Here is a 17,106-nt window from a genome sequence, read left to right as displayed (position 1 = left end):
CGGTGAACGACGGCCCCCTGATCGTCCAGTCGGACAAGACGCTGCTGCTCGAGGTCGACCATGCCCGGGCAGGTGAGTGCCGTAAGGCGATCGCACCGTTCGCCGAGCTCGAGCGGTCGCCGGAGCACATCCACACCTACCGGCTGACCCCGTTGGGACTGTGGAACGCGCGCGCCGCCGGGCACGACGCGGAGCAGGTGGTCGACACGCTGCTGGAGTTCTCCCGCTACCCGGTCCCGCACTCCCTGCTGGTCGACGTCGCCGAGACGATGGCCCGCTACGGCCGCCTCCGTCTCGAGAAGAACCCGGCCAACGGGCTGGTGCTGGTCTCCTCCGACCGGGCGGTGCTGGAGGAGGTCATCCGGGCGAAGAAGGTCGCCGGGATGCTCGGATCCCGGGTCGACGAGGACACCGTCGTCGTCCACCCCTCCGAGCGCGGCAACCTCAAGCAGGCGCTGCTCAAGCTCGGCTGGCCGGCCGAGGACTACGCGGGCTACGTCGACGGCGAGGCGCACTCGATCGCGCTGGACACCACCGACTGGACGCTGCGCCCCTACCAGTCGGAGGCGGCCGAGTCGTTCTGGCACGGCGGCTCCGGCGTCGTCGTGCTCCCCTGCGGCGCCGGCAAGACGCTGGTCGGAGCCGCCGCCATGGCGCACGCCCAGGCGACCACGCTGATCCTCGTCACCAACACCGTCTCGGCGCGGCAGTGGAAGGACGAGCTCGTACGCCGCACCTCACTGACACCGGACGAGATCGGCGAATACTCCGGGTCGGTCAAGGAGATCCGGCCGGTCACGATCGCCACCTATCAGGTGCTGACCACACGCCGGAAGGGCGCCTACCCGCACCTGGAGCTGCTCGACGCCCGCGACTGGGGGCTGGTCGTCTACGACGAGGTCCACCTCCTTCCCGCCCCGATCTTCCGGATGACCGCCAACCTGCAGGCCCGCCGCCGGCTCGGCCTGACCGCCACGCTGGTGCGCGAGGACGGGCGCGAGGGTGACGTGTTCTCCCTGATCGGGCCCAAGCGCTACGACGCGCCCTGGAAGGACATCGAGGCGCAGGGCTGGATCGCCCCGGCGGACTGCGTCGAGGTGCGGGTGACGCTGCCCGCCGACGAGCGACTCGTCTACGCCACCGCCGAGCCCGACGAGCGCTACCGGATCGCCTCCTGCACGCACCACAAGATCGACGTGGTCAAAGAGATCGTCGCGTCCCACGCCGGCAAGCCGACCCTGGTGATCGGGCAGTATCTCGAGCAGCTCGACGAGATCGCCGCCTCGCTGGACGCTCCGGTGATCGAGGGCAAGACGTCGGTCAAGGAGCGACAGCGGCTCTTCGACGCCTTCCGCTCCGGCGAGGTCGACCTGCTGGTCGTCTCCAAGGTCGCCAACTTCTCCGTCGACCTGCCCTCGGCCGAGGTCGCCATCCAGGTCTCCGGCGCCTACGGCTCCCGCCAGGAGGAGGCCCAGCGCCTCGGGCGGCTGCTGCGTCCAGGCGACGGCAACAAGACCGCGCACTTCTACACGATCGTCTCCCGCGACACCGTCGACGCCGACTTCGCCCAGAACCGTCAGCGCTTCCTGGCCGAGCAGGGCTATGCGTACCGGATCGTCGACGCCGACTCCCTCGACGACCTCACCTCCTGACCCTGGGTCGAATCGATGGCCATGGCCGGATGCGGCCAAGTCGGTGCACGCGGAATGTGACGCACGCCATACTCAGTGAAGCGTTTCAATTCCTCGATCTCAGGAGTCAGCGTGCGCCGACACATCGCCGGGCTGGTCACGGCCACCCTCGCCGTCGTCCTCTCCCCCGCACTACCCCCACTCGCCGCCAGCGCCGTCCCATCGACCGAAGACGTGGCGTCGGGCTCCGTCCCCGTCGTCGGCGAGCTGCGTACGAATGCGCTGGTCGATCCGCTCGGCATCGCGACGGCCGCCCCCACCCTGGGGTGGCAGCTCGACTCCGACCGCCGCGGGGTGACCCAGAAGGCGTACCAGATCCGGGTCGCGTCCTCGGAACGACGGCTCACCTCGCCGGATGTTTGGGACAGCCGGAAGGTGAGGTCCGGGCAGTCGGTCGACGTCCGGTACGCCGGGCGCGCGCTGAAGCCTCGCACGGACTACGTGTGGTCGGTGCGGGTCTGGGACGACGAGGGTGTCGCTTCCGCGTGGAGCGATCCGGCGACGTTCTCGACCGGCCTCGGCGAGCAAGCGTGGACGGCGGACTGGATCGGCGCGGAGACTCCGGAGCTGGGCGCGGAGTGGACCGACTACACGATCGAGTTCACCGCCTCCGACATCGGCGGAGCCCTCGGCGTCTACTTCCGTGGCGAGGACACCGAGAACGCCTACATGTGGCAGTTCAGCGAGTCCGACGACGCGCTTCGTCCGCACGTGAAGCGCAACGGCGGCTACTCCGTCCTTCCCGCGAAGCCGGTGCCGAACGGCTTCGACTTCGCCGCCGAGCACGACTATGCGATCACCGTCGCGGGCGACACGATCACGACCACGATCGACGGCCAGCAGCTCGACCAGCGCACCGACGCCACCTTCGCCGGGCCCGGGGTCATGGGCTTCCGCACCAGCGGCGCCGAGCACGGACTGGTCCATGACGTGACCGTCACCAGCGCCGGTGGCACCGCCCTCGTGGACACCGACTTCCCGACCGGCGACCGCACCTTCACCGCCGGCACCGTCACCGCCGACGGGCTCAAGGTCGACAGCGCCGGCGGCGAGGCGTGGCTGCGCGGCGACGACGCGGTGCCGCTGCTGCGCAAGGAGGTGGACCTGGGATCGAAGAAGGTCTCCCGCGCCCGGGTCTACGCCTCGGCACGCGGCGTCTACGAGCTGCGCCTCAACGGCAAGCGGGTCGGCGACGCCGAGCTGGCGCCCGGCTGGACGGCGTACGACAAGCGCATCGACTACCAGACCTATGACGTGACCGAGCTGGTGCGCTCGGGATCGAACGTGTTCGGGGCCGAGGTCGCGCCCGGCTGGTACTCCGGCAAGGTCGCGATGTTCGGCACCGACGTCTACGGCACCGCCGACTCAGTGATCGCCGAGCTCGTCGTCGACTACTCCGACGGAACCAGCGAGGTCGTGCGCACCGACGACAGCTGGCGTACGACGGGCGGGCCGACCCGCGAGGCCGACCTCCTCGACGGCGAGTGGTACGACGCCGGCCGCGCGGCCGAGGTCGACGGCTGGGACCGCGCCGGTTTCGATGACCAGGGCTGGAACCCCGTCGCCGTCAGGGACGAGCCGACCGACGTGCTCGAGCCCCAGACAGCCGTGGACGTACGCGTCACCGAGGAGCTCGAGACCGCGAAGCGGATCGACTCCCCCACCGACGGCGTCTACCTCTACGACCTCGGCCAGAACATGGTCGGTCACGTCCGCCTCACCGTGCAGGGCGAGAAGGGCCAGACGGTCACGATCCGCCACGGCGAGGTGCTCAACCCGGACGGCACCCTCTACACCGCCAACCTCCGCAGCGCGAAGGCCACCGACACCTACACCATCGGATCGGACGAGCCGGAGACGTACGAGCCGTCCTTCACCTTCCACGGCTTCCGCTACGTCGAGATCTCCGGACTCGAGGAGGCGCCCGACGCCTCCGACATCGTGGGCGTCGTGGTGGGCACCGACGGCGACCTGGCCAGCACCCTGGACACCAGCTCGGACCTGGTCGACCAGCTGCACCGCAACATCGTGTGGGGCATGCGCGGCAACTTCCTCTCCATCCCGACCGACACCCCGGCGCGCGACGAGCGGATGGGGTGGACCGGCGACATCAACGTGTTCGCCCGGACGGCGGTCTACAACATGGACTCCGAGTCGTTCCTGACCAAGTGGCTGCAGGACCTGCGCGACACCCAGCGGGCCAACGGATCGCTGCCCGGCGTCGCCCCGGTCGTCCCGGGCCGCTTCGACGGCGGCTACGAGTCGGCCGGCTGGATGGACGCGGGCGTGCACGTGCCGTGGACGCTGTGGCAGGCCTACGGCGACACCGGCGTCATCACGGAGAACTACGACATGATGAAACGCTACGTCGACTTCCTCGACGCCGACTCGACCGGGCACATCCGCTCCGCCGGCGGCTATCTGGACTGGCTCAACCTCGACGACCCGACGCCCGCGGACGTCCTGGACACGGCCTTCGTCGCGAAGAGCACCCGGGAGTTCGCGCAGATGGCGAAGGCCATCGGCAAGGACGCCGACGCCGACGCCTACCAGGCCCGTTTCGAGGCGATCCGGGCGGCGTACCAGCAGGCGTTCATCACCGCCGACGGCTCCGTCAAGGGCGACAGCCAGACCGCGTACATCCTCACCCTGACCAACGACCTCGAGCCCGAGGACCGTCGCGACGCGGTCTACGACCAGTTCGTGCAGACGCTCGAGCGGCGTGACTACCACCTCTCGACCGGGTTCCTGGGTGTCGACGGGCTGCTGCCCGCGCTGACCAAGGCCGGCCGCACCGACATCGCCTACCGGCTGTTGCAGCACGAGGACTACCCGTCGTGGGGCTACGAGATCGGCAAGGGTGCCACCACGATCTGGGAGCGCTGGAACTCGATCAACCCGGACGGCACGTTCAACGACGTCGGCATGAACTCCTTCAACCACTATGCCTACGGCGCCGTCGGCGAGTGGATGTATCGCACCATGGCCGGCATCTCGGCCGCCGAGCCCGGCTATCGCAAGGTGAGGATCGCGCCCGAGCCCGGAGACGGTGTCGACGACGTCGACTACAGCCTGCAGACCCCGTACGGCACGGTGAAGAGCGCCTGGGCGACCGACGACGGGCCGATGACCCTCGATGTGACCGTCCCGGCGAACACGACCGCCGAGGTCCGGATCCCGGCCGCCAACCGCTGGGCGGTCACCGAGAGTGGCTCGCCGATCGAGGACTCGTCAGACATCGAGTTCGTCCGTGAGGACGAGGGCGTGGTCGTTCTCGAGGTCGGATCCGGAGACTACGACTTCGCGGTCGCTCCCGTGCTCGGGGACCTCGGCGCCGCTCGGGCGGGGGCTGCCGCGACGGCTGCGCAGGTCTCCGCCTTGAACCTCGACGGCCCCGCTGGCCGTGCCGCCGAGCGCGACCTCACGAAGCGGACCGCGCTGCTGCGCGGCGAGATCGCCGGAGCGTGGGACCTCGCCGCTCGTGGCGCCGAGGAGGAGCGGGTCGCCGAGGAGGTCCATCGTGCGCTCGCGGCAGCCGCGAACCTGGACCGCGCCGTCCAGATGTACGCCGAGAACGGCATGCTCACCGACGCGACCGCGGCAGGTCTGCGCGATCGGCTGACGGCGATCGAGAAGAGCCTCTCGCGGGCTTCGGCCAGGCTGGTCGGCGCGGTCGCCACGCTGCAGGTCCCCGGCGACGAGGTCCTCCCCGGCGACGCCGTCGAGGTCACGGTGCGGGTCGACAACTCCGGCAAGCAGTCACTGAAGGAGGTGAGCTCGTCGCTCGAGGTGCCGGACGGGTGGACCGCGGCTCCGGTCGGTGACCCCGCGGAAACCGTCCCTGCCGGTGGCCAGGTCGAGCACACCTACGAGGTCACGGTGCCCGACGACGCATCGGCGGGTCCCGTCGAGCTGACCGGTGCACTGTCGTACAGCCGCTCCGGTGGCACCGCGACGCTCCCGCTCGGAGGCACCCTCCTGGTCGGGTCCGGCGTGCAGATCACCGCGACGTCGAGCGTCCCGGCGTCGATCGACGGCGGACAGACCGCGACCGTCACCACCACGCTGCACAACCGCAGCGATGTCACCCAGCGCGGCGAGCTGTCGCTGACCGGTCCCGCCGGCTGGTCGGCGGAACCGGTGGGCTACGAGATCCCGGCCGGCCAGGACGCCGACATCGACGTCGCGGTCGTCGTGCCGCAGACGGTCGTCGGCGGCCCGGTGTCCCTGACCGTCGCGACCGGAGCGACCCCGGCGGAGCAGGCGGCGGCCACCGTGACCGTCGGACTCGCGACGCCACCGTCGGACTCGACCGACCACGTCGACCTCGGCGAGGCGACCTCGGAGACGGCACACGGGCTGACCGCCTCCGAGCGGTCGGGGACCAACCAGGAGGCCGGACTGACCCGCCGCTACACGCACTCCTCCTACCCCGGCGGCTGGTTCGAATTCGACGCCGCAGTGCCGACGGACGGATCGTTCGTGGTTCGCATCGTGGAGACCTTCGACGGCGCGCGACGCAAGACCTACGACGTCGAGCTCGACGGTCAGGTCGCACACAGCGTCGACCTGACTCGCACCAGCGGCGGGCAGGGCACGATGACCCACCAGTTCCTGGTGGAGCCCTCGGCGCAGACCACGGACGGCTCGGTGCGGCTCCGGTTCCGGGACACCGGCGCCGACTACGACCCCTCGGTCGCCGACGTGTGGGTGGTGCCGGTGGCGTGAGCCTCATCCGAGCGCAATGACGCGCAGCTGGTGAGGTGGCGGACAGTTCTGCACCCATTGATCACGGCACTCCCGACACAACAGATAGGTGTGGGTGCACCGGTCATCGGGACAGAGCACGGTCACGGCGTACGCCGCCACCTCGCCACAAGGCTCCGCGTCGCTGTCCGGGCTGCCACAGCTGCACTCACAGGCAGGCCGCTCGCCGAGCTCCTCCTCGAGCCGCTCGATCTCCTCGTCGATGGTCGTGCTGATGGTCATGACATCTCCTCCGTCTGGATCGGATGTCGTCCTCACCACCACCTAAACAGAGACCACCGACAGTTCTGCCTCGTGGATCGTGGTCTCGAACCCGTGATCGGGCCGCGAGCCTCCGACCGGGCTCAGCTGCACGACGATCCCGGTCGCCACATCCAGCGCTATGTCGTACGCCTCGGGGTAGACCGTGCCCGCCTGCGGCTCCCACCCCGGGGCGCCGTCTCCGTACTCGAACCAGTCGGTGACCCGGGACCACAGCAGCGGACAACAACCGCACCGCGGCTCGTACTCCTCCCCGGGCGCCGCCCTCGCCCACCAGGTCTCCCGCCCTGCCCTCGGCTCCGAACGCAGGTCGCTCAGCGCCACATCGACCGAAAGCTCCTCGGGATCCAGCATCGAGACGAACAGGTAGTTGTTCCACATCGGGTCGTCGATGTCGTGGGTGCAGGCCCGCGGCCGGCTCTCCACGAGACCGTCGGCGCGCAGGACCGGCTCCGGATCGACCACCGGAGCCTCGCCCCTGACCACCCGATCCCCGGCGGCGTCGCGCACGCGGAGCCAGCCAGGTCTGCGCAACCAGCACTCGACGTCGCCGTCGTCCCGCGTCCGCCAGGTGAAGTGCAGAGCGGAGAAGCGCCACGGCGACGACCGGGCGAGCGCCCGGAAGGTGTCCTCGGTCAGCGGCACCTCAGCTTCCATCGGACCCACCCTCGTCGAGCCAGCGGCCGTTCCGCATCAGGTGGCGTCCCTCGAGCTCGTTCGACTCGCGCCAGGCCTGGATCTTGGTCGGCCGCACGCGGATCAGACTGTCCGCCCAGTCGCTCGGGTCGCCGCCCTGCTTCTCGGCGTAGATCTCCAGGACCCGCTGCGGCGTACGCTCCATCGGCTCGACCTCGGCGCGACCGTCGACGATCACGACGTCGCGCAGCTCGCCGAGGGCCAGCCGGACGACCGGGGAGGCGGTGAGATTCCGCTGGGTGCGCGCTCCGCCCATGCTCGCGATCCAGATCTCGCCCTCCCACCACACGAACGAGATCGGCACCAGCCACGGCTGGTCGTCGTGCGCGGAGGCGATCCACAGGTCGACGTCGTTCTCCAGACGGGTGCGGGTGTCGGAGAGTCTCTGGGCGAGGGAGCGAGGGTCAGCCATGGCCGCACCCTAACCGTCCGCCCTGCCGGTGGAACGGCCATTTTCCAGACACCGACCTGGAAGGATGAGCGCGTGGAGACCTGGGACTTCGAGGCCGAGCTGTGGCCGTGGAAGGACGAGACCGACGCCTGGATCTTCGTGACCGCGCCACCTGAGGTCACCGAGGAGATCCGCGAGGCGTCGATCGCGACCGGCCCGCCCCGCGGCTTCGGATCGGTGAGGGTCGAGGCACGGATCGGCACGACCACCTGGCGGACCTCGGTCTTCCCGGGTCAGGATGGCTATGCGCTGCCGATCAAGAAGGACGTACGCCGCCGCGAGGACCTCCAGGTCGGCGACCGCGCGCTCGTCTCGCTCACCCTCGTCTGACCCCGAAAATCATGCGCGCCTCCGGGCGCGGACATGGTTGGCTCAGCCACGATGAACGCCGCGATGCACGATGACGAGCTGATGATCGACGAGGACCTGATTCGGTCCCTGCTGAGGCGGGACGTCGCGGCCTACGCAGAGCTTCCCCTCCGCCCGCTGGACTCGACCGGGTCGACCAACCGGCTCTTCCGGCTGGGCGAGGAGCATCTCGTACGCCTCCCCCGCCAGCCCGGCGGGTCGGCCACGATCACGCAGGAGGCCCGCCGGCTGCCCGGGTTCGCGGCCAACCTTTCGGTGGCTGTGCCGGAGGTGGCGGCGGTCGGCGAGCCGGGCTTCGGCTACCCGGAGCGCTGGAGCGTGGTGCGCTGGCTCGACGGCGAGAAGCCGGGCCCCGGCGCCGGTGACGTGACCGCCGCCGACCTGGCCGGGGTCGTGACCGGGCTCCGGCGGACCGAGGTGCCACAGGAGGCGCTCGAGGATCCCGAGCTGCGCTGGTACCGCGGCGAGCCGATCGCCGGTTTCGACGCCGACGTGCGGTTCCGCCTGAAGGAGTGCCGCGAGCTTGCCGAGCTCGACCTGGACCTGGACGCGGTCGAGTCCGTCTGGGACCAGGTGATGGCCCTTCCCCCGGCCGCCGCCGAGCCGCGCTGGGTCCACGGAGACCTGCTCGCCGAGAACCTGCTGTCCCGCGACGGCCGCCTCACCGCCGTACTCGACTTCGGCGCCCTCTCCGTCGGTGACCCGACCGTCGACCTGATCTGCGCCTGGGAGCTCCTCGACGTCGACGGCCGCGACGAGTTCCGCGCGCTTCTCGACCTCGACGACGCCACCTGGCTCCGCTCTCGTGCGTGGGCTCTGTTCATCGCCGTGATGACCTTTCCGTACTACTGGAAGACCATGCCCGTACGCTGCGCCGACCGGCTTGTGATGGCGCGGGCTGCTCTGGGCGGCTGAGGCGGCTTGGGTTCCAGCGTGGGTGGGGCCGATACGTGGCTTGGGTTGGGAGATTTCAAGACAGGGTGTCTGGGTGGGGTGCCATTTACCTGTCTTGCGGGCTTCCAGCAGCGGTCTGGCTTTGGGTTTGGGATATCTGTCCCTGATTGGGTTTCGAGTCTTTTGCACGGCTTTGGCTTGCATCATGTGGTAGGCTCGGCGCAGGCGTAAACGTGATGGCCGACCACCTCTCAAAGAGGCGTGCCCCTTTCGTCCGAGACACAACGGGTGCGGGGTAATCCAGGGGAACCAGGGGCGTCGACGCTGAGCTGCGAGGGTAAGTAATAGCCCGTACTGCCGGGCCTCCGAGACCAGCGAACCAGAACACACCTGCATGTGCGGGTGTGAAGAGTTCGTACGTCGGGAGGTGACCGATTCGATGACCACGCTGCAACAGCCCCAGCATCCTGTGCTCGGGGCGGTGGTCGCGGTCACCAACGCACTGGGCGGGGTCGCGCAGGCGAGTCCGGCGTTCATGGCCACCGACCAGAAGGCCGCCACCCTGCTCGAGATCGCCCGCGCCAAGGCCCAGCTGGCCGAGCTCGAGCTGCGGGTGCTCGCCACCGCCGACGATGTGGCCGCCGACTCGGCCGCGCGGGATGTGGCGGCGTGGTTGCATCACCACACCCACCAGCGCCCCGAGATCCTGCGCGCCGACCTGCGCCTCGCCGATGCCCTGGACCGGACCTATCACCAGGTCGCCGCGGCGATGCGGGCCGGCGCCTGCAACCTTGCCCAGGCTCAGGTGATCGTCGCCGCTCTCGACGACCTCCCCAGAGACCTCGACCCCGAGATCAAGACGAAGGCGGAGGAGACGCTGGTCGGCTACGCCACCGAGTTCGACCCCACCCGGCTACGCCGCCTCGGACGCCGGATCCTGGACCTGATCGCCCCCGAGATCGCCGAGGCCGAAGAAGCCAAACGCCTCGCCGCGGAGGAGGCCCACGCCCGCAAGAAGACCCGACTGACCATGCGCCGGCTCGGGGACGGCACCACCCGGATCACGACGGTCGTCCCGGATGCGGCCGCGGACCGGTTGGCCACCAACCTGGAAGCCTTCGCCTCACCTCGCCGCGATGACGGCACCCGCACCGAGACCGGCGAGTACCTGCCCTACGACCGCCGCCTGGGTCGTGCGTTCTGCCAGCTGCTCGAGACCCTCGACCCGGCCCGGCTCCCGATCCACGGCGGGGACGCGACCACGGTGATCGTGACCATCGATATCGATCAGCTCCGCAGGGAAACCGGGGTCGCCGAGATCCTCGGCGGCACCCCGATCACGGCAGCCGAGGCCCGCCGCCTGGCTTGCACCGCCGGCCTCATCCCCGCCGTCCTCGACGGCGATTCCGAAGTCCTCGACCTGGGCCGCAAGGAACGGTTCTTCACCGCCGCCCAACGCCGCGCGCTTCTGCTGCGGTCGGCGACCTGCGAGGCCGAGGGCTGCGACATCCCGGGCACCTGGGCCGAAGCCCACCACTGGCTCGCCTGGTCCCAAGACGGCGCGACCGACCTCGACAACGCCGCCCTCCTCTGCAGCCATCACCACCACCGCGCCCACGACACCACCTACCTCCACGAACGCCTCCCCAACGGCGACATCCGCTTCACCAGACGGACATGAAATGGCGCTAACCGCGGCCTTTGAGCCGCGAGCGAAGGACGAGCCGGGCCGCGGGCCCGAGATCCTCGATAACCTCGACGAGCGCACCGAGCTGCTCGAGGGAGGCGAAGGCCGACTCGGCTCCGGGGCGGTCGACGCCGTCATACATGAGGAGGCCGATGAACGCCGAGCTGATCGCGCGGGACAGACCCGGCGCGTCCACGACGCCCTCGACAGGGCTCCCCTGCAACGCACGGGCGACCGCCGTCTCGATCTCCTCGTTCCACCGGCCCAACGCGTAGCGCGCTGTCTCGGCCAGCGTCTTGTCCCGCTGCGCGCCGGCCAGGAGCTGAGCCATCACCGTGATGTTGCCGGCGGCTCGCTCCCGCTCGTGAAGCCCCCGCCCGAGCTGCAGTAGCTCGCTCAGCGAAGTCACCTCCGCGAACTCGTCCCGATAGGACGCCGCCGCCTCGTCCGTCGCCGCGCGGCACGCTTGGTCGACCAGGTCCACGACTGTGCCGAAGTGGTAGAAGACCAGCGCCTGGTTGACCCCCGCCCGGTCGGCGATCGCCCGCGCCGAGAGACCGGCGATCCCCTCCTGCTTGAGCAGGTCGGTGACCGCCGACATCAGCTTGGCCTTGGTGGGGTTCATTCTGTGGCGGGCTCCTTGGTGACGAGCAGGTTGTAGCCGATCAGGGCGAGACCGAGTATGCCGCCACCGACGAATCCTACGAACGCGCAGAGCAGGACCATCCCGGGCCCGTCGTGGATCCACCCTTCCAGCGTCACGAATCGAGCGGTCGAGAGCAGCGTTCCCGCCAACGCAAAGAAAATGAAGGTCTCAGGAGTACGCAGCGCCCGGATCCGCGCACGACGGGTGATCGCACGACCGAAGAGCCCCGCGACCAGACCGGCAGCGGCAGCCAGGCCGACGAAGATGGCGAGGTCCTCCGAAGCATCCAGGTTCGCCCCCGAGAACATGACCTTGCCGACCAGCACGAACGACAGTCCTGCGGCAACGATCGCCGGCCAGGCCCGGTCAGCGACCGGCGAGGGTGGAAGCAGCGACACGGGAGCCATCAGAACTGCAAAGGGCAGCCCTGTGATCGCGCCCATGATGGCTCCGATCACTCCGCCGAGGAGCGTCCCCAGGACCGGCATTAGGAGCGTCCCGAACGCGCCACCGATCACCAGCCCGAGCATGACGCCGAACAGCCATGCCCGGACGAACGCCCAGAGCAGAGCCCACACCCAACCAGCCACGTACGCCTCCTCGAGTCAATTTGAGCGATTGCTCAAATCTAAGGTAGCGCAGATCTTGAGCGATCGCTCAAATAGGTTCTATGGTCGCTGCCATGAAGATCGTCATCGCCGGAGGGACCGGCCAGGTCGGAGGCATCCTGCGGCGCGCCTGGAGCGCGCGCGAGCATGAGGTGGTGGTGCTGTCCCGCCAACCCGAACAGCTCGAGGAGGGCGTACGTCATCGGGTCTGGGACGGGCGGACGATCGGTCCGTGGGCCGAGGAGATCGACGGTGCGGACGTGGTGGTGAACCTCGCGGGACGGACGGTCAGCTGCCGTTACACCGATGCCAACCTGAAGCAGATGATGGACTCGCGGGTCGAGTCGACCCGGGTCGTCGGCGAGGCGATCGCGGCGGCGGCCAACCCACCGATCACCTGGCTGCAGATGAGCACCGCGACGATCTACGCCCACCGCTTCGACGCACCCAACGACGAGGCCACCGGCATCATCGGCGGCAGCGAGCCGGACGCCCCCGCCTACTGGGAGTTCTCGACCCGCATCGCCAAGAACTGGGAGGCGGAGCAGGCCGCAGCGCAGACACCGCACACCCGCAAGGTCGCGCTCCGCTCGGCGATGGTGATGAGCCCCGACAAGGGCGGCGTCCTCGACGTACTCCTGGCCATGGCGCGCCTGGGCCTCGGCGGGCCCGTCGCCGGCGGCGACCAGTTCGTCTCCTGGATCCATGAGGCCGACTTCGTACGCGCCTGCGATCTGCTCATCGAGCGCGATGACATCGCCGGACCGGTGAATCTGGCAGCCCCGGAGCCGCTGCCCCAGCGTGACCTGATGCGCGCGCTGCGCACGGAGGCGGGCATGCCGATCGCACTCCCGGCCACCCGCTGGATGGCGGAGATCGGGGCGTGGGCACTGCGTACGGACACCGAGCTGCTCCTCAAGAGCCGCCGTGTCACCCCCGGGAGGCTGCTGGAGGCGGGCTTCGAGTTCGAGTACGCCGACTGGGCCTCCGCCGCCCGCGACCTCGTGTCCCGCGCACGACGGGGCGGCAGAGAAACCAGTCGCATCGCCCAGCCGGATCGGCCACGATGAAAAGGTGACCCGCGCGACCTGGCAGCCCCGACCCGACGACGCCGAGACCTTGAGACGGTTCTTCGGCAAGGACGGGCGGCTGATGACGATCCCGTCGAAGCACGTCAAGAAGCTGGTGGTGCTCAACGAGCTCGCGCAGTCCTTCGAGCTCGGGAAGGTCTACCCCGAGCGCGAGGTCAACGAGATCCTCGGGCGATTCCACGAGGACGTCGCCGCACTGCGCCGCTACCTCCACGAGGAGGGCTTCATGATGCGCGAGGGCGGCTTCTACTGGCGCGACGGCGGGAGCGTCGACATCTGACTCTGCGGATCGGGCATGATTCGCGCATGACGATGCCGGAACAGACGGGCCAGCCAGTGCCCGGACACCCGCCCGCGGGGTGGATCGACCTGACCATCCAGGGCAGCCACATGACCTCGAACCTGATCGTGCCGACGGTGCTGCTCAACGGTCACCAGATGCCGACGCAGTACGGCCGGAACGTCTTCCCTGTGCCGCCGGGACGCTGGAATGTCGACATGTACACCCAGTGGACGTGGAAGTTCGGCAAGGCATCACTGAGCTTCGACGTCGCCGAGGGCCAGACCGTTCCGGTCTTCTACGCCTCGCCGCTGACCGGGTTCAGCAAGGGTGCGATCGGGCACGAGAAGCAGCGCAAGCCAGGAGTCCTCGGATTCGTCCTCATCATGGCCGCCCTGCTGCTCTTCATCGTCGGCATCGTGGCTCTGGGCGTGGCGTCGGGCTAGGTCCGCCCGCAGGGACACCCGGTCCGGACTGTCGGTGCTCACCGATACCGTCAGCCTTGTGACCACCACCGATTCACGCGGCCGAAGCGAAGCCCGGCGCCATCGACAGGGCTACGCGGTCCTCGACGTCGAGACGACCGGGCTCGACCCCTACCGCGACCGCGTGATCCAGGTGGCGATCCGCCAGATCGCCGCCGACGGCACCGCCGAGTCGGAATGGGAGACGCTGGTCAATCCCGGCGCCGGCGTCGACCCGGGCCCGGTCGAGGTCCACGGCCTGACCAGTGCCGACCTCGCCGGCGCCCCGACCTTCCGGGACGTCGCCGCCACGATCGCCCAGCGCCTCTCCGGCCGGGTCTTCGTGGCCCACAACGCCCCGTTCGACTGGACGTTCGTGGCCGTGGAGTCGGACCGTGCCGGCGTGCGCCTCGAGGTCCTGGAGTGGCTGTGCACGATGCGGTTCGCGAAGGCGCTCGCGCTGGAGGTGCCGGACAAGTCGCTGGCCACCATCGCGGCCTACTACGCGGTCGAGCAGCTGAAGGCCCACGACGCGGGCGACGACACCCGGGTGGCCGCGGAGATCCTGCTGCGTGAACTGGCCGACGCCGACCGGGTCGGTCTCACCCTGCCGCTGGTGGAGTGCAACACCTCGCGACAGCGGCTGAAGCGGACCGTCCGCCGCTGGTTCAGCCGCGTCCGGCGCCCCTCTCGCTGAGAGATCGTCCCATCATCCGGGACGCTTCCCGCAGAAATGCAACCGGAGGACCCGGTTCGGACATCACTATGTCGTCAGGCCCGCGTTACTTGAAGTAACAGCACCTTGGGGGCCCTGGTCCGAAGCGAGGCGATGAACATGGTCATGCGGGGATTGATCGCCGGGGCGCTCGCCGCCCTCCTGGCAACGACGCTCGCGGCCTGCGCCGTGGAGCCCGCCACCGCGCCTGCGCCCGAGGCGACCGCCTCGCCGGCCGCGGGCTCCTCCACCAGCCCCTCGGCATCGCCGAGCGCCACGCCGACACCAACGCCCAGCGCGAAGCCGAAGCCCGAGCCGAAGCCGTCCCCTACCTCCGGCCCGCGGCTCTTCGGCAAGGGTGACAGCGGTGACGACGTACGTGACCTGCAGGCGCGCCTGAAGCAGATCGGCTGGTTCAACGCGGGCGTGACCGGGTTCTACGGCAACGTCACCACCGAGGCCGTCTCCGGCTTCCAGGGCAAGCGCGGCATCGCGGTCACCGGCTTCGTGGACCAGACCACGCTCGACCGTCTGCACGCGATGACCCGCGAGCCGACCGAGGCCGAGCTGATCGACGCGCCGCCGCCGGTGCCCGCCGGCAAGCTCGACCCGCGCTGCCTGACCGGCCGGGTGATGTGCATCGACAAGTCCACCTCGGTGCTGCGCTGGGTCGTCGGCGGGACCGTACAGACGAGCGTCGAGGTCCGGTTCGGCTCGCAGGAGCTGCCCACACGGGAGGGTCAGTTCTCGGTCTTCGCCAAGAGCCGCGACCACGTCTCCTCCATCTACAAGACCCCGATGCCGTTCGCGATGTTCTTCTCCGGTGGCCAGGCGGTCCACTTCTCCCCCGACTTCGCCGCCAACGGCTACAACGGTGCCTCCCACGGCTGCGTCAACGTGCGCGACTACGCCGCCATCACCTCGCTCTACGACCAAGTGAACATCGGCGACGGGGTCGTCATCTACTGGTCCTGAGGATCGTCCTGATCCTGCTCCCGCGGCACCCGCCGGCCGTTGAGCAGCAGGTTCAGCGCGATCGCGGTGATCGCCCCGGCGGAGATGCCCGAGTGGAAGATCGTCTGGAACCAGTCGGGGAAGCGGGCGTAGAGGTCGAGGACGACATTGGTTCCATCGGCCGAGTAGGAGATCTTCGCCTCGGTGAGCATCGCGACCCCGAGGGAGATCGCGACGACCAGGATATTGGCGTTGTCGAGCCTGACCTTCGACAGCGTGCGGATGCCAGTGGCCGCGACCATGCCGAACAGCGCGATCCCGGCGCCACCGAGCACCGGCTGAGGTACGCCCTCGATGACCGCAGCCAGCTTCGGCACCAGGCCCAGACCGACGAGCATCACCCCGGCACAGGTGGCGACGTGACGAGAGCGCACGCCGGTCATCGCGACGAGCCCCACGTTCTGCGCAAACGCGGTGTAGGGGAAGGTGTTCATGATCCCGCCCAGGAGCGTGCCGGCGCCGTCGGCACGGAGCCCGTCGGCGAGGCCGCGCGGAGTCACCGGCCGGTCCACGATCTCGCCGACAGCGATCATGTCGCCGGTCGTCTCGGTCATCACCACGATGGCGACGATGATCATCGCGATCACCGCGGAGATCTCGAAGGTGGGCATCCCGAACTGGAACGGCGTGACCACCCCGACCCAGTCCGCCGAGGCGACGCCGGACCAGTCGGTCATCCCGAGCGGGATCGCGACCACGGTGCCGAGGAACAGCGCGCACAGCACCGAGATCCGCCGGATCGCCGGCGGCGCGAACCGCTCCAGCAGCACCACGATCAGGAGCGTCCCGAACGCCATCGCGATCGCCTTCGGGGCTCCGAAGTCGGGACCGAGCGCGGTGCCACCGCCGAACCAGCCGGCCGCGACCCGCATCAGGGAGACCCCGATGATGAGGATGATCGTGCCGGTCACCAGCGGCGGGAAGAACCTGATCAGCCTCCCGAAGAACGGCGCGGCCAGGATCATGAAGACGCCGGAGGCGATCACCGAGCCGTAGATCGCGGTGATCCCGTGCGCGGTCCCGATCGAGATCATCGGCCCCACGGCTGCGAAGGTCACGCCCTGCATCAGCGGGAGGCGTACGCCGAAGGGGCCCGCTCCCACGGCCTGCAGGATCGTCGCGATGCCGGCGACCAGGAGGTCGGCCATGATCAGGTGGACGATGTCGCCCCGCTCGAGCTGGCCGGCACCGACCATCGCGCCACCGACGATCAGCGGCACGGCCACCGCGCCGGCGTACATCGCCAGGACGTGCTGGAGGCCGAGGGGCACCAGCTGCGCCAGCGGAGGTACGTCGTCGACCGGATGGGTTCCCTTCCTTCCGGTCCGGAACGTGTCGATGAGGGACATGGCGCCTCCTGGGGCTGCCGGCACCGTCACCGGCTCGTGGGGGAACCTCAGGATGGCTGGCCTCGGTTTCGGGGCTCCGTCGCGTGGATTGCACGTCTGTTTCAAGGCTGCAACGGATGTTTC

At 69.5% G+C, this 17,106-nt stretch carries 16 protein-coding genes; 10 read left to right on the top strand and 6 right to left on the bottom strand.

Annotated features, from left to right (window positions below; genetic code table 11):
• The first annotated feature begins 2 nt into the window (after positions 1 to 2).
• Complete coding sequence (locus ACFU7D_RS09000) at positions 3 to 1,652, top strand: DNA repair helicase XPB (protein WP_378724784.1); 1,650 nt, start codon at positions 3 to 5, stop codon at positions 1,650 to 1,652.
• Between the two features lie 111 nt (positions 1,653 to 1,763).
• The gene (locus ACFU7D_RS08995; RefSeq protein WP_378865954.1) at positions 1,764 to 6,419 is read left to right on the top strand and encodes a family 78 glycoside hydrolase catalytic domain; all 4,656 of its coding nucleotides are present in this window, start codon (positions 1,764 to 1,766) and stop codon (positions 6,417 to 6,419) included.
• A gap of 3 nt (positions 6,420 to 6,422) precedes the next feature.
• Here the strand turns inward: ACFU7D_RS08995 and ACFU7D_RS08990 are convergent, their stop codons facing one another.
• From ACFU7D_RS08990 to ACFU7D_RS08980, 3 genes are read right to left on the bottom strand one after another with little or no spacing between them, the layout of a single operon-like run.
• Positions 6,423 to 6,680, bottom strand: coding sequence for a hypothetical protein (locus ACFU7D_RS08990; RefSeq protein ID WP_378724781.1), 258 nt, complete (start codon positions 6,678 to 6,680; stop codon positions 6,423 to 6,425).
• A 42-nt stretch (positions 6,681 to 6,722) separates the two neighbouring features.
• Positions 6,723 to 7,376: a hypothetical protein gene (locus tag ACFU7D_RS08985; protein WP_378865951.1), complete on the bottom strand. Its 654-nt coding sequence runs from the start codon at positions 7,374 to 7,376 to the stop codon at positions 6,723 to 6,725.
• Positions 7,366 to 7,827, bottom strand: a complete 462-nt coding sequence (locus ACFU7D_RS08980; protein ID WP_378865948.1) for a pyridoxamine 5'-phosphate oxidase family protein — start codon at positions 7,825 to 7,827, stop codon at positions 7,366 to 7,368. The genes ACFU7D_RS08985 and ACFU7D_RS08980 overlap by 11 nt, the downstream gene beginning before the upstream one ends.
• Before the next feature lie 72 nt (positions 7,828 to 7,899).
• On the opposite strand from ACFU7D_RS08980, the gene ACFU7D_RS08975 reads away from it, so the two are divergent.
• The 3 genes from ACFU7D_RS08975 (at position 7,900) to ACFU7D_RS08965 (ending at position 10,810) form a co-directional block, all read left to right on the top strand.
• Entirely contained in the window at positions 7,900 to 8,196 is a 297-nt protein-coding gene (locus ACFU7D_RS08975; protein WP_378724775.1) for a DUF1905 domain-containing protein, read from the top strand.
• 33 nt (positions 8,197 to 8,229) lie between these two features.
• On the top strand, positions 8,230 to 9,150 hold the full coding sequence (locus tag ACFU7D_RS08970) for an aminoglycoside phosphotransferase family protein (RefSeq protein WP_378865945.1): 921 nt from the start codon (positions 8,230 to 8,232) through the stop codon (positions 9,148 to 9,150).
• 418 nt (positions 9,151 to 9,568) lie between these two features.
• The gene (locus ACFU7D_RS08965; RefSeq protein ID WP_378865942.1) at positions 9,569 to 10,810 is read left to right on the top strand and encodes a DUF222 domain-containing protein; all 1,242 of its coding nucleotides are present in this window, start codon (positions 9,569 to 9,571) and stop codon (positions 10,808 to 10,810) included.
• Between the two features lie 7 nt (positions 10,811 to 10,817).
• Here ACFU7D_RS08965 and ACFU7D_RS08960 read toward each other — a convergent pair whose 3' ends face one another.
• Positions 10,818 to 11,441, bottom strand: coding sequence for a TetR/AcrR family transcriptional regulator (locus ACFU7D_RS08960; RefSeq protein ID WP_378865939.1), 624 nt, complete (start codon positions 11,439 to 11,441; stop codon positions 10,818 to 10,820).
• Positions 11,438 to 12,052, bottom strand: a complete 615-nt coding sequence (locus ACFU7D_RS08955) for a hypothetical protein (RefSeq protein ID WP_378865936.1) — start codon at positions 12,050 to 12,052, stop codon at positions 11,438 to 11,440. The genes ACFU7D_RS08960 and ACFU7D_RS08955 overlap by 4 nt, the downstream gene beginning before the upstream one ends.
• Before the next feature lie 92 nt (positions 12,053 to 12,144).
• On the opposite strand from ACFU7D_RS08955, the gene ACFU7D_RS08950 reads away from it, so the two are divergent.
• The 5 genes from ACFU7D_RS08950 (at position 12,145) to ACFU7D_RS08930 (ending at position 15,595) form a co-directional block, all read left to right on the top strand.
• Complete coding sequence (locus tag ACFU7D_RS08950; RefSeq protein ID WP_378865933.1) at positions 12,145 to 13,140, top strand: TIGR01777 family oxidoreductase; 996 nt, start codon at positions 12,145 to 12,147, stop codon at positions 13,138 to 13,140.
• 4 nt (positions 13,141 to 13,144) lie between these two features.
• Positions 13,145 to 13,441, top strand: coding sequence for a DUF2087 domain-containing protein (locus tag ACFU7D_RS08945; protein WP_378865930.1), 297 nt, complete (start codon positions 13,145 to 13,147; stop codon positions 13,439 to 13,441).
• A 26-nt stretch (positions 13,442 to 13,467) separates the two neighbouring features.
• Positions 13,468 to 13,887 (top strand): hypothetical protein, encoded by a 420-nt coding sequence (locus tag ACFU7D_RS08940; protein ID WP_378865927.1) that lies wholly within the window; start codon positions 13,468 to 13,470, stop codon positions 13,885 to 13,887.
• A 58-nt stretch (positions 13,888 to 13,945) separates the two neighbouring features.
• The gene (locus tag ACFU7D_RS08935) at positions 13,946 to 14,602 is read left to right on the top strand and encodes an exonuclease domain-containing protein (protein ID WP_378724764.1); all 657 of its coding nucleotides are present in this window, start codon (positions 13,946 to 13,948) and stop codon (positions 14,600 to 14,602) included.
• A 138-nt stretch (positions 14,603 to 14,740) separates the two neighbouring features.
• On the top strand, positions 14,741 to 15,595 hold the full coding sequence (locus ACFU7D_RS08930; protein WP_378865924.1) for a peptidoglycan-binding protein: 855 nt from the start codon (positions 14,741 to 14,743) through the stop codon (positions 15,593 to 15,595).
• Here the strand turns inward: ACFU7D_RS08930 and ACFU7D_RS08925 are convergent.
• Positions 15,583 to 16,983 carry a nucleobase:cation symporter-2 family protein gene (locus tag ACFU7D_RS08925; protein WP_378865921.1) on the bottom strand — a complete coding sequence of 467 codons (1,401 nt, stop codon included), beginning with the start codon at positions 16,981 to 16,983 and terminating at the stop codon, positions 15,583 to 15,585. The genes ACFU7D_RS08930 and ACFU7D_RS08925 overlap by 13 nt on opposite strands.
• Positions 16,984 to 17,106 lie beyond the last annotated feature (123 nt).

The sequence above is a fragment of the Nocardioides sp. NPDC057577 genome (assembly GCF_042801335.1).
Classification (GTDB): Bacteria; Actinomycetota; Actinomycetes; order Propionibacteriales; family Nocardioidaceae; genus Nocardioides.
This window is presented reverse-complemented; position numbering and strand designations above follow the sequence as displayed.